This window comes from Psychrobacter maritimus, from assembly GCF_029953575.1.
Classification (GTDB): domain Bacteria; phylum Pseudomonadota; class Gammaproteobacteria; order Pseudomonadales; family Moraxellaceae; genus Psychrobacter; species Psychrobacter maritimus.
This window is the reverse complement of the sequence record NZ_CP124526.1, coordinates 1,293,646-1,316,008: the sequence shown is the minus strand read 5'-3', so window position 1 is coordinate 1,316,008 and position 22,363 is coordinate 1,293,646. Positions and strand designations below refer to the sequence as shown.

At 44.2% G+C, this 22,363-nt stretch carries 12 protein-coding genes and 3 pseudogenes; 6 read left to right on the top strand and 9 right to left on the bottom strand.

Annotated elements, in window-relative coordinates:
- Complete coding sequence (locus QJS82_RS05460; protein WP_102076855.1) at positions 1–1,704, bottom strand: L-lactate permease; 1,704 nt, start codon at positions 1,702–1,704, stop codon at positions 1–3.
- Positions 1,705–1,997: 293 nt separating this feature from the next.
- On the opposite strand from QJS82_RS05460, the gene QJS82_RS05455 reads away from it, so the two are divergent.
- From QJS82_RS05455 to QJS82_RS05445, 3 genes and pseudogenes are all read left to right on the top strand, one after another.
- The gene (locus tag QJS82_RS05455; protein ID WP_068408371.1) at positions 1,998–2,903 is read left to right on the top strand and encodes a LysR family transcriptional regulator; all 906 of its coding nucleotides are present in this window, start codon (positions 1,998–2,000) and stop codon (positions 2,901–2,903) included.
- 111 nt (positions 2,904–3,014) lie between these two features.
- Positions 3,015–3,854, top strand: a pseudogene (locus QJS82_RS05450) (IS256 family transposase); the annotation flags it as partial.
- Positions 3,855–3,919: 65 nt separating this feature from the next.
- A pseudogene (locus tag QJS82_RS05445) lies at positions 3,920–5,122 on the top strand (IS3 family transposase).
- Here QJS82_RS05445 and QJS82_RS05440 read toward each other — a convergent pair.
- Positions 5,123–5,575 (bottom strand): serpin family protein, encoded by a 453-nt coding sequence (locus tag QJS82_RS05440; protein WP_281491679.1) that lies wholly within the window; start codon positions 5,573–5,575, stop codon positions 5,123–5,125.
- Between the two features lie 389 nt (positions 5,576–5,964).
- Between QJS82_RS05440 and QJS82_RS05435 the strand changes: the two genes are divergently transcribed.
- Positions 5,965–6,474 carry a hypothetical protein gene (locus QJS82_RS05435; RefSeq protein ID WP_068403484.1) on the top strand — a complete coding sequence of 170 codons (510 nt, stop codon included), beginning with the start codon at positions 5,965–5,967 and terminating at the stop codon, positions 6,472–6,474.
- Between the two features lie 666 nt (positions 6,475–7,140).
- Here QJS82_RS05435 and QJS82_RS05430 read toward each other — a convergent pair.
- Together QJS82_RS05430 and QJS82_RS05425 are read right to left on the bottom strand one after the other, a co-directional pair.
- Positions 7,141–7,357 (bottom strand): annotated as a pseudogene (locus QJS82_RS05430) (hypothetical protein).
- A 146-nt stretch (positions 7,358–7,503) separates the two neighbouring features.
- Positions 7,504–8,631 (bottom strand): alkene reductase, encoded by a 1,128-nt coding sequence (locus tag QJS82_RS05425; RefSeq protein WP_193031190.1) that lies wholly within the window; start codon positions 8,629–8,631, stop codon positions 7,504–7,506.
- 185 nt (positions 8,632–8,816) lie between these two features.
- Here QJS82_RS05425 and QJS82_RS05420 point away from each other — a divergent pair, with 185 nt between their 5' ends.
- Positions 8,817–9,701, top strand: a complete 885-nt coding sequence (locus tag QJS82_RS05420; protein WP_068408009.1) for a LysR family transcriptional regulator — start codon at positions 8,817–8,819, stop codon at positions 9,699–9,701.
- 58 nt (positions 9,702–9,759) lie between these two features.
- On the opposite strand, the gene cobA is transcribed toward QJS82_RS05420, so the two are convergent.
- The 5 genes from cobA to QJS82_RS05395 form a co-directional block, all read right to left on the bottom strand.
- Positions 9,760–10,689 (bottom strand): uroporphyrinogen-III C-methyltransferase, encoded by a 930-nt coding sequence (cobA, locus tag QJS82_RS05415; RefSeq protein ID WP_068408011.1) that lies wholly within the window; start codon positions 10,687–10,689, stop codon positions 9,760–9,762.
- A gap of 109 nt (positions 10,690–10,798) precedes the next feature.
- On the bottom strand, positions 10,799–14,086 hold the full coding sequence (locus QJS82_RS05410; RefSeq protein WP_281491506.1) for a molybdopterin-dependent oxidoreductase: 3,288 nt from the start codon (positions 14,084–14,086) through the stop codon (positions 10,799–10,801).
- Positions 14,083–15,513, bottom strand: coding sequence for an NAD(P)/FAD-dependent oxidoreductase (locus QJS82_RS05405; RefSeq protein WP_281491505.1), 1,431 nt, complete (start codon positions 15,511–15,513; stop codon positions 14,083–14,085). The genes QJS82_RS05410 and QJS82_RS05405 overlap by 4 nt, the downstream gene beginning before the upstream one ends.
- 77 nt (positions 15,514–15,590) lie before the next feature.
- Entirely contained in the window at positions 15,591–17,651 is a 2,061-nt protein-coding gene (locus QJS82_RS05400) for a bifunctional protein-serine/threonine kinase/phosphatase (RefSeq protein ID WP_281491504.1), read from the bottom strand.
- Between the two features lie 2 nt (positions 17,652–17,653).
- Complete coding sequence (locus QJS82_RS05395) at positions 17,654–19,165, bottom strand: NarK family nitrate/nitrite MFS transporter (RefSeq protein ID WP_201590753.1); 1,512 nt, start codon at positions 19,163–19,165, stop codon at positions 17,654–17,656.
- A 557-nt stretch (positions 19,166–19,722) separates the two neighbouring features.
- Between QJS82_RS05395 and nirB the strand changes: the two genes are divergently transcribed.
- A complete protein-coding gene (gene nirB, locus QJS82_RS05390) occupies positions 19,723–22,332 on the top strand; it encodes a nitrite reductase large subunit NirB (RefSeq protein WP_281491503.1) in 2,610 nt (869 codons plus the stop codon).
- Positions 22,333–22,363 lie beyond the last annotated feature (31 nt).

Sequence of the window (22,363 nt, the reverse complement as noted above, 5' to 3'; positions counted from 1 at the left end):
TCATGCTAAGGGCCCTTGAAAACCAAAAATGTAAATGGCGGCCATGACGATGATGCCACAGAACAACACATAGTATATGGTGGGTAAAATAGTACGCCTAAGTGTGGCGCCCTCCATACCAAGTAAACCCACCGTTGCTGATGCAGCCACCACGTTATGTATGGCAACCATATTACCGGCTGCGGCACCAACAGCTTGAGACGCTATGATTAAAGAAGGTGAAATACGTAGGCTCACCGCCGCTTCATACTGAAATTGACTAAACATCATGTTAGAAACGGTATTAGAACCCGCGATAAAGGCCCCTAGTGCACCAATGGTAGAACTAATTAACGGAAAAGCGTTGCCAAAAGTACCCGCAAACAACTCGGCACTGGCGACTGGCATACTCGCCACATCTGATAAGTTTACCCCTGAATTGATAAAGATTCTGACCATTGGAATCGTAAAAACCAGTACAAAACCAGCTCCTAAGACCGTTTTAGTTGATTCTTTAAAGGCATTATTTAGTGCACTACCTGGTTTTTTAGTTTGCAGAGCAGCGGCAACCAAGGCGCTTATTACTAACAAGCCTCCAGGTAAGTACAGAGGACTAAAACTAGCGCTTACATCTGCCTCTCCTAAAACCGTCGTAAAATCTAACGTTGCACTGGTTAATAAGGATTCAAATCCAGCGAATACTCTTGAGCACACCAGTAAGACTGCAACGAGTAAATAAGGGAACCACGCCATAACCGCAGACATCTTTTTACTGGTTAAATCAAGCGTCACATCTTCTTTACTGACCACCAGTTTACCCATCCATTCGCTTGGCCAGTTTTTCTGAGGCGCAAAATCCCAAGTTGTTTTTGGGACTAAAAACCCTCTTTTAGCAGCGTTTACAACAATGGCTATACTAACTAAACCTCCGACCAGTGAAGGAAACTCTGGCCCTAAAAAAACACCGGTTATCATATAAGGGATTGTAAATGCCAAGCCTGCAAAAATCGCAAACGGCCAAATAGCGAAGCCTTCTTTCCAGCTTTTATTCTTACCAAAAAAGCGGGTGAGCATCATCACCATAAAAAGTGGCATAAACGTACCAATGACACCATGCATGATAGCCACTTGACTGGTAATCAGTTGTAAAAAGTCGCCCCACTGTAGTCCTTCTTGTGCCAGTTGAGCGCTAATGGCCGCTTTATCTAACCCATTATTTACCCCAATAACGATAGGCGTACCGACCGCACCAAATGATACAGGTGTACTTTGTATCATCATTCCCATCAACACCGCACCCAGCGCTGGAAATCCTATCGCCACCAGCAAAGGCGCAGCAATAGCGGCAGCTGTACCAAAACCTGAGGCACCCTCAAGAAAGCAGCCAAAGCACCATGCAATAATAATGGCTTGCACACGCCTATCTGGCGATACATTGGTAAACCCAGCACGGATAACGGCGATTGCACCAGTATGTTTTAATGTATTCAACAGAAAAATAGCACCAAAGACAATCCACAACACCGAGACAGTTATCACCAAACCCTGAATAATAGATGATGACACTCGGTTAAGCGTCATATCCCATATAAAAATGGCAAGCGCAGCGGTAACAACTAAAATGATAGGCATTGTTTTTTTAGCTGACCATTGCAAGCCTATAAGAAAAATACCACAGAGAACGATTGGCAGTAATGCCAAAAGCCCATATATTGTTTGATTCAAAATTACATCCTTTTGATTGTGCGATCTTCCCTGAACCAAGTCATCGCAGCCTTTATTTTGACGACTCAATGATGACTAAGTTGTATTAAACATTCACAAACAGGGACTGCTAATTTATCCAAGCCGTCTTGTAGACAAAACCGAGCACGACTTGCGACAGTCTATGGCCCATGTTCAAAAAGCCCTAAAATAGTCTACGCCTTGTTAATTAATTGATATATTGCATCAATGGACAATATTATTTTCCTTTTTTGCTATAATCTAATCCGCATTACGCCAATTGGAGCACAAGTATGGTCAAAGCTGACGATATGGTTTTATTTGTCCAAGTTGTTGAGGAAGGGTCATTTTCTAAAGTCGCTGAAAAGCTATCATTAACCAATTCAGTAGTGAGCAAGCGCATTGCAAGATTAGAAGAGAACTTAAATACTCAACTCATTTATAGAACCACTAGAAAGTTGAGCTTAACCGATGCCGGCAGGACGCTTTACGACAAAGCTAAAATTGCTAAACATGCCTTTCAGGAAGCTGAAGATGCAGTAACGGGTTACGGCGAAGATATGAAAGGCCATATACGTATAACCCTGCCTGTGGTCTCTGCGAATTTCATATTGAGCGAATCTATTGCTGAATTCTGTAAACAACACCCTGAAGTATCGGTAGAGTTACAAATTACCAATCGATTGGTTGACTTGATAGAGGAAGGATTTGATTTGGCAATAAGGACCGCTGAGCTTGAAGACTCATCGCTCATTGCAAGACGTCTTATAGATAGCCGATGGGTGATATGTGCGACGCCAGACTATTTAAAGCGATATGGTACGCCTCAAACCCCTGAAGAATTAGACAATCATGAGTGCATAATCTATAAGTTAGATAATACCTCTAACAACATATGGCCAGTATGTATAGACGGCACAGAGCAATTAATGCCTGTCCATGGTAGGTTTCATAGCAATCATCTTAGTGCGATTAAACAAGCCACGCTCAGCGATTTAGGCATTGCTTTTTTGCCCCAAGCGTTGGTCCATGAGGAGATACAACAACATACACTTACTCAGATTTTGCAACGGTTTACACGAAAGGAACTGGGCATGTATGCAGTATATCCTAAGGCCAGGCAACCAGATCAAAAGTTAAAACTGCTCGTTGCACATTTGCGAGACTCATTACATCGGAAACAGGCTTACTACTGCTAAGTAAAAAGCCTATTTTGATGTCTATAAAAAGATGAATGAAATAAAAAAGCTAATAGAGCCTTTCCTAAAAACTGTGTAACTGCTTATAATCCAATAACAGGAGAATAAGCAATGACTACTCAATCTGACATCAAGAAACTGGCCGAGCAAATGGCTGGTAGCATGAACAGCTTCGATGACATCAAAGATTTTCAAAAGCAGCTCATGCAATCCTTTATCGATACTGCCCTTGAAGCTGAAATGGAAGATCATCTTGGCTATCCCAAGCATGAGAAAGCAGACAAGCCTAATAAGCGTAATGGGCACACTAAAAAGACCGTCCGCAGTGACACAGGCGATCTTGAGATATCCACCCCAAGAGACCGTGATGGCAGCTTTGAGCCTGTACTCGTTAGTAAGCATCAAACCCGTATCTCAGGTCTCGATGATAAAATCATATTCCTTTACGCCAAGGGTCAAACCACCACCGAGATTGTAGAGAGTATTAAAGAGCTCTATGACGTCGACATCTCAAGCAGCTTGGTTTCAAGAGTCACCGATAACATATTAGACGACATCACCGCTTGGCAGAACCGGCCATTGAGTAGTGTTTATCCTATCGTCTATTTAGACTGCATTGTCATTAAAGTACGTCAAGACAAGCAGATCATCAACAAGGCGATCTATCTGGCGCTAGGTGTTGCTCTTAACGGTAAAAAAGAGCTGCTTGGTATGTGGTTATCAGAGAATGAAGGCGCTAAGTTCTGGCTGGGTGTTCTCACTGAACTACAAAACCGCGGGGTACAAGATATCCTCATTGCCTGTGTCGACGGCTTAAAGGGCTTCCCTGATGCCATCAATACGGTTTATCCCAACGCTCAGGTTCAGCTGTGTATCGTGCATATGGTGCGTTACTCCATGAAGTTTGTACCATGGACGGATAAGAAGGCCGTAGCGGCTGATTTAAAGGCTTGAGCTATGCTGAAGAAACCGTACAAGTAAACTTGGTAAACTAAGCATATTAATCGGAGTTTATCATGGTCAAGAAAATAAGAACCTATAGCACAGAATTTAAAGCTGAAGCCGTTAAGAAGATATCAGACAATAATGGCAATATCTCAGCAACCGCAAAGCAGCTTGGCATTGCCATGCAAACGCTATCGAATTGGCATAACAAAGCCAACCAAGGCAAGCTTGTCGGCACAGAGCAATACGACCCTGATCTTATCACAGCTCTTCAAGAAATAAAGCAGCTCAAACGACAGCTCAAAGTTGCCGAAGAGGAGCGAGAGATCTTAAATGAGGAGGGATAAAGCGAAGCACTGCTTCGCCCCGACGCAAGATGAGAGCTATGCTCGAATGAGGCGACGGCGTACTTCGCGAAAAACAGCTAGTCAGGTACGCCTTCATCAAAGATAACCAGCACTTCTTTACCATCACCCCTATGTGCCGCGTGCTAAGGGTTAAGCATTCAAGTTACTACGACTGGCTGAGTCGCGATATCAGCGAGCAGCAGATACATCGCAACCATTGTGAGCTACTCGTTAAAGCCGCTCACAGTGAAACTCATGAGCGCTATGGTGTTGAGCGTCTGCATGCGCATCTAAGTGAGCATGGTCAGAAGCATCAAAGAGGAATACAGCATCAAATGCCGTCGCCACAAACGCTTTAAAGTCACCACCGACTCCAATCACAACAAACTGGTCTATCCAAACGTGTTGGATCAAGAGTTTGATGCCAGTCGCCCTAACCAAGCGTGGGCCAGTGACATCACCTATATTTGGACGCTTGAGGGCTGGTTGTATTTAGCGGGAGTCAAAGATTTATATACCAAAGAGCTGGTCGGCTATGCGATCAATAAGCGAATGACCGCAGATCTAGTATGCAAAGCATTGAACATGGCCATCAAGAATAAACAACCAAGCAAAGGGCTAGTCGTTCACTCTGACAGAGGCAGTCAGTACTGTAGCCATGCTTACCACAAGATCATCAAGCAGCATCAGTTTACAGGTTCAATGAGCGGTAAAGGCAACTGCTTTGACAACGCACCCATAGAAAGCTTCTGGGGCATATTGAAGAACGAGCTAGTATATCACCAAGACTATAAAACAAGGTTTGCAGCTATCAGAGATATCATTGGATATATTGAGTTATATTATAATCAGACTAGGATTCAAAAGGGTTTAGGCTATAAATCGCCAAGACAGGTGTGGTTTGATTATTATCGTCAGGCTGCGTAATCAAAATCTCCCAAGTTTATATATACGGGATTGACGGCAGGGGTCACTATCTTTTGCGAGCAGCTCAGGAATCATCTGCTTGGTATGTTTGGCAATGGTCTTATTGATAGTCTGACGGGAAGGTTCAGGACTGTTTTTAAAATCAAGAGTGGTGACTTTACCACCGTAATAGCGCTGCACCGTATCCAAATAAGTTTGATTGGGGCTCAAGCCTTGATGTATCCATAAGTCATTAACCGTGCTTAAGTCATAATTTGAATTGGGTTTATTAAATTGATTGTAGAGCGCGGCACTATTGGGATTAAGGATAGCTGGCGTTGGATAATGAAAGGTCTTTTGGATTTGCTGCTTTGTTTCACCCTCTGCTGCGGCATAGAGCATAGCCATGGCAGTGGACAAGCTATAGGGCGAGAAGAAGATGTTTTTATCTGATTGTGCAGGTTGCTTATTTATCTGCTGATACAGATCAATAGCGAATTGATTGTTGGCATTAACGACTTGCTTGATACCTTCAGGCGTTGAAGCAGAGTCGTCAGCAGCGATATAGTTCTTATCAGTCTTTGGGTTGAAGGGTTCTCAGTCTTGCTAACTACAGGTTTTTCGGCTGCCGCTTTTATCAGTTGATTGTCAACCAAGCTATTATTACAACCAGCGATTGCCAGTAAACTGCCTAAAGCAAGCATACCCATGCTGAGCTTAATCGTAGGCTTTTTATAAATGTAATAGTTACGGTTTTTCACGGCGCTGTACCTCTTTATAATTCGGATGATGTCCTGATTATATACAAGGGTTTAGGCTGATTTAGTAAACATATGCTAATAAATTTAAGGATGATATTTCAGATGAATACAGTGTATAAGGACAGCCATAAGCTTAAAAAATACTTAATCATATTTTTAGCAATCTTAATATCAGGTTGTATGACACCTTCAAAAAACATGATGAATAAAGCCACTAGTGAGAATAAAGTCCTGAAGACTGAAATAGAGGATATCTCTAATATATTAACACCGACATATGCAGATATATTTACATACCCTTTTGATCCTGAGGAACCCCAGTTAGACATGGGGGTCGGTGGACGATTGGTTGTAATAGAGGGTTGTTTATTAATAGAGTCAAGTGATGGCATGTTTTCTACGCCTATACTGCCTGAAGGAGTGACCTATTGGGATAAAGGTAAAGGCATTGTCTATATTTATGACAGAGGCTTTTTAATAGGTAATATTATTCGTTCAAATGGTATTGCTTTAGATAGTCAGTTTCAAAAAGTACAAGATATTTTTATATCAAAAGCGAAGCCCTCGTGCCTCAAACGTAGCTCAATATTGTTCGGCACTAAATTTGACTAGCAGGCAAATCAGCTTAAGAGGTCAATTATAAAGAGAGAGTGCTTTACAAAAGCCAAGTAGTGAAAGTGCTTTGCCATGTATGAAAAACTCAAATACTCATTTCAAGTATCTACTGAAGAATCAGAAGTATAATTCATTGATATAAATGATGATTTATTCACTCTAACCAAGAAGCAATCAGCAAGAATTGTGCTAATATCGCTACTTTTTCAGTATGGCTGGTTTTCTCATTTTGTAATGAAAAACCCCCTTAAATAAAAAAGCTAGGAGAATGAATGAACGATCATCTTGATTTTTTAGCGTAATTCAGTGTCTCAGTTGAGACTCCTAATAGTTTAAATTAAAGTTGTTGTACTCAGGCTATGTCACATACCAAGGTTCATGAACCACTTATTTTTATATTAACTATAGGTCATTGTTTTTAATAGAAAATTAACTCTTTTGAATCGTGAACCTAAATTTAGGTAGCCATAAGTTAAATAGGCTGTTTTAGAGTCACTGATAGCATGGGTTTTAGATTATTATTTTATTGCGCTATGAATGCTCGGCTGAAATCTAGATAAGTTATTTATCTGGTTTATAAACCGACCCCTTCCATCAATCATTTATCATCTCAATCAATAATATTAAAAACCCATATCCAAACTAGGCAAAGAGCAACAACTGCTACCTTCTTAAACGCTCAATGAGCCAGCCTGCTAGTGGGAATGACACCATCTGCGTCAACGGCACGAGTATTATGGTCTCAATCAATACCACCACTGGCAGACTTAGACCATGAGTTCACAGGCTTTAATAACGTTAATACGATTAAGAGCGTCGGATAAAGTCCGACATATCCTACTAATATGCGTATCAGTCTGTCTTTCAAACTTTTATTCATTGCGTCTACCAACTGATAAATACTGACAAATAAAATATCTTTAGAATTATGTGCATTTTTACAGTGTCATCGCACCGCTTATACCGATCGCTTGCTGCGGTGAAAACAAGGCCGTGATCGACCTTGTTTTATGCACTACTTTTTGACTATTCTTGATAGCGAGGATAATCACTATAGCCAATGGCAGTGCCACCATACATCGTGGCAGGATCTGCCTCATTGAGTGGCCAATGATTGGCTATGCGTTCAGGTAAATCGGGATTAGCAATAAAAGGACGACCAAAAGCAAATAAATCCCCATAACCTTTAGATAATATATCGACCGACTTCTGCACAGTGTACTTACCGGCATAAATAATACGTCCTGAAAACTCAGCTCTGACCGCTTGATAAAAAGGCTCTGGCAAATCAGGCGCATTATCCCAATCAGCCTCTGCAATGGATAAGTAAGCAATGCCCGCCTGTTCAAGTACTTTAATCGCTTCAATATAGGTATGATGCGGGTCTGCTTCTACTAAGCCTAGATACACACGAGTTTCATCCGTGCTGGCAAATAAAGGCGCAAAACGTACGCCTAAACGATCAGCACCAACCACATCACTGACGGCAGCGACCACTTCTTTTAAAAAACGCAGACGATTGGTCAACGAACCACCATATTGATCATCACGTGTATTGCTATGCTCAGAGATAAATTGATTCACCAAATAGCCATTGGCACAGTGTAGCTCTACCCCATCAAAACCTGCTTCTAGTGCGTTGCGCGCGGCTTGTGCATACATAGCGACCAATTCACCCACTTCTTCTGTGCTCAGTGCCCGTGGCTCACTTGGGTCGGCTAAAGCGCCCTCGCCTGGACCTGTCTCAATAAATACTTTGACGTTAGTGGCAGTAATGGCAGATGGAGCGATAGGCTGAGCTTGGTTTGGTTGTAAGCTGGTATGAGATACGCGGCCAACGTGCCATAACTGAGCAAAAATAATACCGCCTTTAGCATGTACTGCTTGCGTAACTTTTTTCCAGCCTTCAATTTGGGCTTGCGAATGAATACCCGGCGTCCACGCGTAGCCTTGGCCTCGTGGCTCAATCTGCGTACCTTCAGTTACCATAAAACCTGCTGAGGCGCGCTGTGCATAATAGCTTGCCATTAAATCATTAGGGATATTGTCAGGTTGCGTGCTACGAGAGCGCGTCAAAGGCGGCATCACGATACGGTTTTTAAGGGTATAAGGTCCAAGTTGTACAGATGAAAATAACGCACTGGTATTTGGCATAGTTGGCATAGCTTGTTTCATAACACTCTCTTTTAAAGCAAACGGATAGGCTTATTTTTTGAGCCACTGAATCTATTTTTAGGTTTAATGGGCTGCTTAAGTAATGTTGGTTAGCATAGAGTTTTATAGGTACAATTAGAAACAAGCCTTTCTTGTTTAGGGTACAACTATTAATGGTAAGTGTTATGAATGGTATGAATCGGCTAGATATCAAGCAGCTTAGAGTATTGCAGGCACTACTTGATCTAAAAAATCTCTCGCAAGTTGCGCGCAAAATGGGACTGACGCAACAAGCGATTAGTGAGCAGTTGCGTAAGCTACGGGATTTGTTTGATGATCGTTTGTTTATTCGTCAAGGTAATAGCATGGTGGCAACACCAAAAGCACTAGCGATGCGGCAACCGATTGACGAGATATTAAAACAGTTGGAAGTATTGTTAGAGCCAGAAGTGTTTACGCCGCAAACCTACAAAGGCGTCTTTACGATTAGTGCAACCGACTATGCGACGCAGGCATTATTGCCGCAGTTATTTAGTATCACACGCTGTGAAGCGCCTCATTTAAAGCTGATAGTGAGAGATTTTGCATCAGACAATATCAATCAGCTGATTGCGGCAGGCGAACTTGATTTACTGATTACTTTTCCAGAGTTTATCCCTGACAATTTATCGTATGTGACGCTATTTGAAGAACAGCATTTATGTGTGACGGGTTATAAAAACACCTTTGCAACAGAGATATTCACACTGGCGCAAGTTGCCGCACACCCACAGCTGGTGGTATCGCCTTCGCGTGCCAATTTGCGCGGATCGCATGATCAATGGTTTGCAGAAAAAGGGCTTAAACGCCATATTGTGATGTCAGTTCCTAGCTTTTCAGCCGTGCCAGATATCCTGCACACCACCGACATGATTGCCTTTTACCCTGCGCGACTATTACCAAATAATAAAGTCAAAGAGATTGAAATCGAAGCATTACCGCCCACCTTTAAGGTAATCGCAGCATGGCATCCACGTACCAGTGACAGTGGTATACATCGCTGGTTAATTGAGCAATTACGAAATTTATAGTTAAAAGATTAGCCTGTCTTAAAGTCATCTTATTGAGCATTTAGGCTAACCCTATATTTTATGCAACACTCTCAAAAGTAGGTATAAGATGTTTATCGGTGATGGATTGCTTAATATTGCAGACTGCACGCTTACCAAATGCACCAAGGTTGTAGTCTGCAAATTCATGATATAGCGTCACCACATCGCCCATAATCAGTAATGCTGGGGTTGGCAATTTCGCTTCGGCTTGCTGCTTAGCGATACTATCAAGCGTACCGATGAGCAGTTGCTGCGTGGGCAAGCTGGCATGGCTAATCACCGCAAAAGGCGTTTCGCTATCTCGTCCCGCTGCTATTAACCCTTCGGTCAATTCATCTAGCTGATGCAATCCCATATAAAAAACGACGGTTTGGGTGCTATCTAAATGCTCGTCATAGTTATTGTTGGGCGCTCCTGATTTCTTATATGCCGTTACAAACTTCACTGTCTGCGCATGGTCTCGATGCGTCAATGGAATACCTGTACTACTAGCAGCGGCACTGGCGGCAGTAATACCGGGAATAGATTCAAAAAAGATACCATGGCGTACCACTTCTTGAAGCTCCTCTCCGCCGCGCGCAAAGATAAAAGGGTCGCCGCCTTTAAGTCTTACAACTGTTTTACCTGCCAGCGCGTGCTTGACCAGCAGCTCATTGATGCCTTCTTGCGGCAGCGCATGATTGGCTCGGCGTTTACCGACGAATATCTTCTCTGCTGTTGGTTCGCACATATCTAAGATATCCTCTGAGACCAAACTATCATAAAGCACCACATCAGCGCTCTGCATGATTCGCAAAGCTTTTAGTGTGAGCAGCTCAGGATCACCAGAGCCTGCACCGACTAAATGCACAGTACCTACTTTTGTAGCTGCTATATTTAATGGCGCGTTTAGTGTATTGACGACACACTTTTTATTAGATAAATCGTTTGGAGGTAGTGTTGCGATAAAGGCAGATGAATCCGTCATGACGGTGACTCCTAATGATGCTGTTAGTGCAATATACGGTGCAAGCCCCATGCCATATTGATCAATTGGTTGTATTTCATAAGGCGGCTATAAGGAAGTTATAAGACAGCTATGACGCATACTCCTCAATAAGCGCATTGATTTGACCCACACACGAGCCGCAATTGGTACCAGCACGGCACGCTTCGCCCACTGCTTGTGCGCTATGACACTGCTGCTTGGCGATTGCATTGACAATAATGTTTTCTCCGACTGCCATGCAAGAGCACACCAACGGACCTGGATCGATATAGCCGGTAGCTGGACGGCCTGCCAGCAACCATTTATAACGCTGCTGTACTGGTATGGCATCGGTACTGGCAAAGCAGATGTCAAGCCAATGTGTACTAGGCAAATACATCACTTTTGGTGCAAAATAAATGGCTAATAGCAGCTGATCACTCGGCATAGCAGAGTCTAAAGGACTTGGTATATGGTCTAACGCCTCACTCCTCACCTCCGACTGAGTCGAGATAAAGCGTAGTTGCTTCTCTGGTTTACTCAAGGTGAAAGCGCTATTAACCGTCAGAGTATCGTCAGCATTGTCAATTAACAATCTTTCTGATACAGACTTTTGATAGTCATCGATAAACTGCTGCCAAAATTTAGGGTCAAGCAACTGCCTAGCTGTGCGCTCGGCTGGGCTGGCAAGAGTAATGAGCACACTATTGGCTTGCCTGCTGATACTCCATGTCAGCGCTGGTAGTGAGAGAGACGAACATGCACCATTTAACTCAAAATTTGTAGACGCTGTTTGCGACTCACCCGCTATTGCTTTCTTCTTAAAATGAGCAGTCATCGCACGCAAGTGCACTAATATGGTGTCCTGCAAATCAGGATGCACCATAATCTTGCCAAGTGTCTGCATAGGCACGGCGCTCATGCGAATCGCTGAGTTTTTTAGCTCAGGCTGTCCTGAATATTGATCTACAAATGTCGGGATGAGCGTCCCTACCCGTGCAAAGCTAGCAAAGGCATTACTCCAGTGTATGGGCATAAAGGCATCACCAACACGCATACTATCACTGATGGCGATTTGCGCTAAAACCGTTTGCTCGATATTCTCATTATCTGTATCGGCATTTTTACTAACATTATTCGTATCAATAGTTGTTGCCTCACTATTCGGCAGGATCTGCTCATAGCGAGAATGTAGCTGCACATAGTCGCCCTTTTCAACACCGAGTTGTTTGGCTTCATTAGGATGGACAGTCAGCGTCGGCACAGATTCATGTTGATTGAGCTGTGGCGACAGCCCTGTGCGTGTCATGGTATGCCACTGATCTCGTAGTCTACCCGTAATCAGGCGTAGATTCACGGTTGAGGGGTCGAAGTCAGTGTTATGCCGCTTATCTCTATTCTTAACATCGCTCTTATTCGAGTTTTGCCGACGTTGATGTTGATGGAAGTGATGAAAATTAGGCAGGCTAGCACTATCTGAAGGCGTAATAGCAATGAGGTTTACTTGAGTGGGTGTAATACGCGCGCCACCCCACTGAAAGGGGGGTATTACCTCATAGTCAGCGCGACTTAGAACTGGCATTGGTAAGTCTTTAGCCAAATTGAGATAGCGCGGTTGATTGTTTTTTGATGCTGATTGACTAGGGTTGTTCTTAAAAGCAGTGAGCGCCACGTACTCATTAAATATCTCACTAGGATGATCATAATCAAACCCTGATAGCCCCATACGCCTCGCCACTTGCGAGAGTATCCACCAATCAGGTTTGGCAAGACCGAGTGCAGGCTTTACAGCGCGTTGTCTTGATATTCGTCGCTCAGAATTGGTGACTGTGCCTGACTTTTCACCCCAACCTTGGGCAGGTAATACAATATCTGCGCACTTAACCGTATCACTGTCTACCGAGCAGTCAGAGACAATGACCAAGTCACAAGCCGCTAATGCATGGCGAAATTTATCCGCGTCAGGTAAGCTCACGACCGGATTGGTTGCCATAACCCAAATGGCTTTAATCCGCCCATCTAAGATAGCATCGGCAGCATCGCACGCTTTGACGCCTACTTCTGCAGTAATAGGCTGAGGTGCCTGCCAAAAGTCAGCCACCAGTTGACGATGAACACTATTACTCAAATCTAAATGTGCCGCCAGCAAATTAGCCAGCGCGCCTACTTCTCGACCGCCCATGGCATTTGGCTGACCAGTGAGTGAAAAAGGACTGGCACCCGGTTTGCCCACTCGTCCCGTAAGCAGATGGGTGTTGATAATGGCATTAACCTTATCAGTGCCACTCTTTGACTGGTTGACGCCCATACTAAACGCAGTTACTGTTTTGTCATGAGCTGCGACTAGCTGATAAAATTCAAGGATACTGTCGATACTGACTTGGCAAGCTTGAGCAACTTTTTCAATGCTCCAGACGTTGGCTGCCGCTAAAGCATCATCAACACCATGACCATGCTCGATATAACCTATATCAGCGCAGCTGTGTTCGCTAAGATAATGTAATAAACCATTGTATAAATGCGTATCGGTGCCCGCTGCTATCGGTAGATGCAAATCGGCAAACTCACAGGAATCGGTACGACGTGGGTCAATGGCAATCAGTTTTTTACTGGGATCAGCCTTTTTGGCGGCCAAAAAGCGTCCAAACAAAATAGGGTGACACCATGCCATGTTTGAGCCCACCAGCACCAATAAATCGCAGGCCTCTAAGTCCTCATAATTACCGAGGACTAAATCTGCGCCAAAGGCACGTTTGTGTCCTGCTACCGCCGATGACATACACAGTCGTGAGTTGGAGTCGATATTATTATTACCGATAAAGCCTTTTATAAACTTATTGGCAACGTAGTAATCCTCAGTGAGCAGCTGCCCTGAGACATAGAACATAATGCTGTCGCGACCGTGCTTGGTGATAGTTTCATTTAAGCGAGTAGCGATATCATCTAGAACACTATTCCAATCGGTCGGCACGGTAGAGGCTAGATTGTTCAGTGCTGCGGTAGCGCTATAAGCATGAGAGTGGTAAGTTATGGGTTGCTGTTGTGCCATCGATGCTAGTTTATTTTGATAATAAGGCTCAGTTAAGCGGCGCTCGCTGCCTAAGGTTTGTGCCAGCGCACTGCCCTTTGAGCATAGTTTACCAAAGTTAGCAGGATGTTCAGGATCTCCTTTTACGCTCACTACCCCTATCGCATCGACACTGGCTAAGACGCCACACCCTACCCCGCAGTAAGGACAAGTGGTGCGTATGGTGGATGTCATTTCTTCAGTATAAGTGGCAATAAGAGCCGTTTTTGAAGGATTGATCATGTCATCAGATTTGTTATTAGATCGACGTATACGACTTTCTAATTCTTGACTAGCATTCGGTTTATTACTCAAGATCACTTCACTCATGACGCCGCTCCTACTATGTCTGCTGCGCTTAATAAATCCAGATCGCTATCGTTATCCATGTCTCCGTTAGCCTCACTATCTGTCGTTACCTTCTCCAAATCACAGTAAGCCTCGCCAAATATTAAATCCGCTTTTATAGGCGCGATATCACTATTGCTGTTGATCAGCTGGCTATAGAAACTGCCCTCATTGACCTCACCGTAGAGTACAGCGCCGATCAGTTTATTGTTTCTAAGGTAAAGGCAATGATAGTGATTTATACTGGTTTGCTGATAAGTAATGGTTTCGATAGCTGCCGCTTCCTCCTCTTCAAAGTCGACTTGCCCTGCTGAAAAAGCACTGATGCCAGATACTTTTAGCTTTAAGGACAGCGGTGTACTGCGAAAAGGCTGCCAGTTCTCTTTAGAACCTAAGCTGTCGCCCGATAGTCGAGTGTCTTTTAGCACAGAGACTAAGGCATCCACTTGCTGATTAACAGGTGCCACCATACCGAATAGCTCACCATCCAACTCTACGCATTCGCCAACTGCATAGACATGAGGACAGCTCGTATGCATAAAGTTATCTACAAGGATGCCTCGGTTGACCTCAAGACCACAGTCTCTCGCCAGTGCTATATTAGGCATCACCCCTACTGCCATCACGATAAAATTTGCTGGCAAGATACGTCCATCTTTCAGTGATAACCCCGCCACTTCATGCTGGTCATTGACCATAATACAATCAGTAATAGCAGAGACCTCCACAGCTACGCCCCGACGAGCCAGTTCAGCTTGCAATAGCTGGGCAGCCGGTAAGTCAAGCTGCCTGTTAAGAACATAGCTATCTACATGAACGACCGTCATGTCTGCCCCTTGGGAAGCTAGCGCACAAGCGGCTTCTAATCCTAAGACACCGCCGCCAATCACCAAACCTTTTTTCCCTTGATTCGCGTATTCAATTAAAGCATTAACATCAGCTACCTCTCGGAACACATGTACGCCTGTCGCATCATGATTGGGAAAAGGTATGACTCGAGCGCTCGAACCCGTAGCGATAACCAGCTTGGCATAAACCAGCGTCTGTCCACTATCCAGCTCAATAGATTGTTGCTTGGTGTCCACAGCGGTAACAGCAGTCCCTGCTAAGACAATAATACCCAACTGTTCATAATCTGATTGCTGGTATAAATAAGTATCGTCAAAGGCACTATCTCCTGCCAGTACTGGTGATAGCATAATGCGGTTGTAGCCGACCTCCGGCTCTTTACTGATAAGGATAATCGGTAATGACCTTTGATTATTTGACGACTGACTTTGTTGGCGCGCACGTGCCAACTCAATGGCAAAACGGCTGCCTGCCATGCCAGCACCAATAATGACAATACCCGCATTTAAATGAGCATAAGACGTTGTCTGTATTGTTAATTTTGATCTATCTGATGACATGAGCAAAAAATCCCTTAGCCGCAACGCGCAGCATTAATTAATGGCGTGTCATATCATTTTTTGTGCTGAGACTGAACTTATAAAAAATAAGCCAACAGCGAAAAAATAATTATAAACTGGATAAAGCAAATGCTATGCCATACCAGTAATGGACTGCGTATGATGAGCGGCTCAGGGTCGCTAATATGGTTAGGATTGTGATTGTCAGGGTTAAAATCTTGTAAGAACTCGCCAATCGCTTGATAGCGAGCGCGGGGATTAGAATGCAGCGCACGCATTAATGCTTGCTGGCTGGCAGCGGGTACACGGTGCTGACGTAATAACTCAGTAGGTAGGGTCAATGTATGATTTTCCTGATGTGAATGCATTAACGCTTGTGAGCTAAATGGCAGCTCACCTGTTAGCAATTCATAGCCAATCACAGCTATGGAAAATAAATCAGAGTGCACACCTTTTGGTGCATCGGTGTAATATTCTGGTGCAACGTAGTGCAAATCCCCATTGGGAGGTCGCGTACTGTCTTTGAGTATAGATGAGCTGGCTGAACCGAAATCTATCAATTTGACCGCACCTGACGGTGTCAGTAGTATATTTTCAGGCTTGATATCTTGATGTAATAGATAGTTTCGATGCATCACCCGAACCGCCATACCAATCTTGGTGAGTAAGTCATAGGTCTGCCACACATCACAAGGCGCATGACGATCCATGAAATCTCTTAGACTCCCACCTTCAATATATTCGGTCAGATAATATAGATATGTACTGCTGGCTGGTATGGGGTAATAGCGCAGCAACCCTGATGAGCTAAGCGCTGAGCTCGCGTCTATATAGGGTTTTATGCCGCTGATGTCTGTGATGTCTGTAAAGTTTCGATCGATAGATAGGGTGTTAGGATCCGCTTGATTATAGGCAGGCTCGCCTGCCCGTCTGTGCTTAGATAAGCTTAGGCCGATTTTACGCTCCTTTAAAAATTCGCGCAGATAATGACCATCGGCAATAGCACTAAGACTTGGTGACTTTAATACAAATGGATGATGGTTTTCATCTTCTACTAGATATACTTCGCTACGAGCAGTGCGGGCTATAATATGCTTGACGATAAAACCATCAATCCGCGCCCCAACTTCCAACCCCGTTAACAACTGATAACGATGGATATCATGAAGGCTAGGGTTTTCATAATCACTATTGTCCTTAGTATGAGCACTTTCGCCTGACCTAGAATTCTGCTCATTAAACGTCTGCTTATGGCGTGCTTGTATATTCATACCCAGCATTATCATACTTAAGTTGTCATGACTGCCCTCATTAAACGCTTGCTGGCATATGCTTTGGCTGACACTAAGACTATTCATCGCCCAGTCAATAGAGCTATGCTCCGACGTATCTATCGTCTGATTCGGATGACATAGCGCCCTTACTGCTGTACATAACTCGAACTGAAGCTCGGGCGCTGCAATAGACTCATAAACACCATCGGTCATCAAGGCTAAACACTCATTTTGATGCAAGGTAAACACTGACTGCTGGAGATTGACCATCGTATCCGCGCCAATAGCGGCAGATAGCGCGCCTTTATCTTGCCCATGATGAATGCGATGGTCTTTAGTAAGTACTGCCATGCTATCAATACCAATACGGTAAATACGTGAGTCGCCTGTATGAAACAGATGAATACGGTCGCCGATACATAGCAGGCCTGACAAGGTCGATAATAGTGGTGGCACGCGCTCATAGACTTGCGGGAAATAGAGGGCATCGTTGGCTTTATGGACCGTCTCCCGAATCAATATTGCAATTTGATGGTCGTCAAAGTCTATGGATGTTTCTTGACCATTGGCCTGTGTTTTATTGGCTGATTGCGCTTGGTTTTCTGCCAATACCATTTCTTGAAGTGCCTTATTTTTGAGTGCTAAGGTAAGATGGTGCGCGACAGTATTGACCACCAATTGACTGGCTTGTTTGGGAAACTGACAGGCACTGACGCCGTCTGCCATCAGCACCAATAAAGGTGCAGATGCGGCAAGCTTGTCATATGGTAAGCAGGTTGTGATTAGCAAGCTGTCTTGATTCTCGGATTTCCGCCCTTGCATGCTATGAAAATCAAGCTGCCACAGCGCCTCATTCATTTGCATATTTAGCTCACTTGTATTTGGGCAAAACTACCATCAGGCATCTCTTCGATGATGACACCTTCAGGTTCTTTTAAAAAGAACAGCGCAAAGAAGCCAATGACGGCGGTCGCTGCAATCACCATAAAGAACACCTGATAAGAGACCAGACTCAATACAGTTAAATAAACAACTGAACCAACATTCCCATAAGCACCAGTCATGCCAGCAAATTGTCCGGTCATGCTACGCTTGATCAGTGGAATGACAGCAAATACAGCGCCTTCACCCGCCTGCACAAAGAACGAGCAAAACATTGTGATGAATAGTGCCAAGGCAATCGGCCATGTTGAATCAACGATGCCCATTAATAGATAACCAACGGCTAAGCCTGCTGTCAAAATCAACAGCGTGATTTTGCGCCCAAACTTATCACTGAGCCAACCGCCGCCCGGTCGCGACATTAAATTCATAAATGCATAGCTTGAGGCCAAAACCCCTGCCATCACAATCGATAGGTTAAATGTCTCTTGATAAAAAAGTGGCAACATAGACACCACGGCAAGCTCTGAGCCAAAGGTCGCAAAGTATAAAACATTTAGGATGCCGACCTGCTTAAAATCATATTGATGCGCTTTTGGCACAGGAGTCGTAAACACCTCTTTATTAAAACGATAGCTACTGACGAACTCATAAATATATAAAACAACCAATCCGATGTAGACGATATTGACACTCGACTGACTGAGTAAGCTGACGCCAGCAGGTGATAGCTTCCATGCCAGAAGCGCTAACGCCAAATACATTGGCAGCTTAAACGTCATCATTAGCCAAAAGTCGCCTGTTGAGGTTACCATCATGGCACCAGATTTTTTGGGTTTAAAATACGTGGCACCCTTGGGAGTATCACGTACCATCTTATAAAAAATCACACTATAGAGCATCATCACCACCCCAGAGGTGGCCGTCGCATAACGCCATCCTTCATCGCCACCAAACATAGCCGCAGCAATAATAGCTACTGTTGGCAACAGCAAGGCCGCAGCAGCAGAACCAAAATTACCCCAACCGCCATAAATACCTTCAGCCGTACCCAACTCGCTTGCAGGGAACCAATCACTCATGAGACGAATGCCCACCACAAACCCTGCGCCCACAAAGCCCAAAAAGAAACGAGACAATGCCAGCGTGTTGTAATCTTGCGCAAAGGCAAAGGTAAAACAGGGAATCGCTCCAATAGCCAAAATGGCGGTATAGACGAGGCGCGGACCAAAACGATCGGTCAGCATGCCAATAATGACTCGAGCGGGAATAGTCAAAGCAACGTTTAATATCAACAAGGTTTTGACTTGGTCTTTGGTCAAGCTCAAGGTCTCACCGATGGCAGATAAGAATGGTGCGTGGTTAAACCATACAAAAAAGGTCAGAAAAAAAGCCATCCATCCAAGATGGAGTATCTTATTCTTACCAGTAAAGGAGAGGATATTAAGCTTGTTTTTATTTGGTGCAGTAGGGCTCGGTGATGGCGATGACGACATAAGCGGTTTCCTTAAATAGTGAAATTTAGGGCCAACAGGGAAAGTCGAAGAACATATTGTATTGAACGAGCTAACCTGTTAGAGCATTTAAGGGGGTGCAATGGCTGTGCCAGCTGCCGCTATGAGCCGTGTTGTGAAGATAAAATTTACCTTTGATAAAAGCGTCTATACGTTGCTATAGATGACATCCAAGTAGCTTGGATAAATTACTCATACTCTAATAGCTATATGAAAATACTAACTTTATCGAGATAAATTTAAAATCCTCACTGCTATAAAAACAAACAAATTGGTGCATAGTTTTATCTATTTTGGTGCATCTATTTTTTATATCCTCACATTCAATGAGCGAAGACTGTCTTATTTATCATGCCTATTCATATACTCGAAAATACCACGCTGCCTTAGAAAGACACTGTCATTGACACAGGCTTTCTTCTGTAGTAATCAGCCTTTCGCTTAGAAATATGGTGCTATATAACGGTGCTTGGCACAGTTATTGAAGGTGTAATTGCTGTAAGCACTATTTAGATAAACGCATGACTAAGGATAATCACATGAGTAGCACTATAGTGAGTAAGGCAGGTAAAACTAAGTTGGTAGTGATTGGCAACGGTATGGTTGGGCATCATTTTATTGAGCGCGCCATAGAAAAAGGCTTGCATGAGCAGTTTGAAATTCATGTGTTTGCTGAAGAAAACCGTCCTGCTTACGATCGGGTGTATTTATCGAGCTACTTTGAGCATAAAGATGTCAGCAAACTCAACTTGGTTGATTTGAGCACCTATGAATCAGCCCAGATTCAGCTGCATTTGAATCAATGTATTGTAGATATCGACACCACCAATCAATACATCACCACTAAAGCTGGCGAGCAAATTGAATATAGTGAGCTGGTACTGGCAACAGGCTCATATCCGTTTGTGCCACCGATTCCAGGACGAGAGCATCGACACTGTCATGTGTATCGCACCATTGCTGATTTGGACGACATTCTTGCCATTGCTGAGCAGCCCAAAGTAAAAAGAGGCGTGGTCGTGGGTGGAGGACTACTCGGGCTTGAAGCGGCAAAAGCACTGGTCACCTTAGGATTAGAGACTTATGTGGTAGAGTTTGCCCCGCAGTTGATGGGCGTACAGCTTGATGCGGCTGGCGGCGATATTTTGAAACGAAAAATTGAAGCGCTTGGCGTCAAAGTATTGACCGGTAAAAACACCCAAGCCATTATTGATAATACCGACGCCATACATAAAAACCTGAGCACCTTTAATGAGAACCCGTGCCAGCTGACCATGCAATTCACCGATGACACCTCGCTTGATACCGATATGATCGTCTTTAGTGCCGGTATTCGTCCACAAGACGGCATTATCAAAAACAACCCTAAGTGCGCTATTGAAATGGGTGCGCGCGGCGGTATTGTAATTAATGAGCAGTGCCGTACCACGTCCAAACATGTGTATGCTATTGGCGAATGCGCGGTATGGGATAATCAAGTATTTGGCTTAGTGGCACCTGGTTATAGCATGGCGAATATTTGTGCGGCGCAAATTGCCGGAGAACAAACGCAAACCTTTACAGGCGCTGATATGAGCACCAAGCTCAAACTGATGGGCGTGGATGTAGGCAGTATCGGTGACGCACATGGCAAAAGCGCAGACAGCTTGAGCTATTTATATCAAAATCCTGCGACAGGCATCTATAAAAAACTGGTCACAACGCCTGATAACAAGCGCTTGCTTGGCGCGGTATTGGTCGGTGATACCGAAGACTATAACAATCTATTACAGCTATACCTCAATGATGTCGACTTGCCTGCCCATCCTGAGAGCTTGATTTTACCGAACGTTGAAAAACCAGCAATGGGTATAGAGAACTTACCGGATAGCGCTACGATTTGCTCATGCTACAACGTCACCAAAGGCGATATTTGCACGGCGGTTGAGAACGGTGCGTACTCCATTGCCGAATTAAAGTCTTGTACCAGTGCAGGTACAGGCTGTGGTGGCTGTGCTCCTATGGTGAAAGACACTTTAAGCTACCAGTTAACGACCCTTGGTTTTGAGGTCAATAACGACTTATGTGAGCACTTTGCTTATACCCGTCAAGAGATCTATAGCTTGATTCGTGTTCATGGTATTAGAACTTTTGATGCGCTACTGGAGGAGCATGGTAAAGGTCATGGCTGCGAGATTTGCAAACCTACGGTCGCCTCCATCTTGGCCTCATGCTGGAATGATTATGTGCTCAAGCCTGAACTGACACCGTTGCAAGACAGCAATGACTACTATCTGGGAAATATACAAAAAGATGGCACCTATTCGGTCGTACCTCGTGTGCCGGGTGGTGAAATCACTGCTGATAAGCTGATCATCCTTGGACAAGTCGCCAAAGAATTTAATCTATATACCAAAATTACGGGTGGTCAGCGCGTGGATTTATTTGGTGCACGTCTAGACCAACTACCTGATATCTGGACACAGTTGGTGCAAGCCGGTTTTGAGACTGGTCACGCTTATGGTAAGTCGTTAAGGACGGTTAAATCCTGCGTGGGTAATAACTGGTGTCGCTACGGTGTCGATGACAGTGTCGGCTTAGCACTAAGATTAGAAGACCGCTATAAAGGCGTGCGTTCACCGCACAAGATAAAAATGGGCGTGTCTGGATGTACACGCGAGTGTGCAGAGGCACAAAGCAAGGACTTTGGTATTATCGCCACCGAAAATGGTTGGAATTTATTTGTCTGTGGTAATGGCGGTATGACCCCGCGTCATGGCGAATTGTTTGCCACTGATCTTGATAGCGATACGGTCATCAAATACATCGACCGTATTATCATGTTTTATATCAAAACAGCAGATAAGCTCCAGCGTACCTCAAAATGGCGCGAGAGCTTAGATGGCGGATTGGCGTATTTACAAGCCGTCATTGTTGAAGACAGTTTAGGTATCGCTGATGAGCTAGAGGCGCAGATGCAACTGCTGATCGACAACTATGTGTGTGAGTGGAAAGCCACCATCACCGATAGCGAAAAGCTCAAACGCTTCCGTCACTTCGTCAATAGTGAACAAGGAGATGACAATGTGGTCTTTGTCACCGAGCGCGAGCAGATCCGCCCTGCGACCGATATTGAAAAAGCTAAAATCCTAGCGACTGAGCTGTCTTAATCACCGCTTAATAACTTTCGATCATACACCA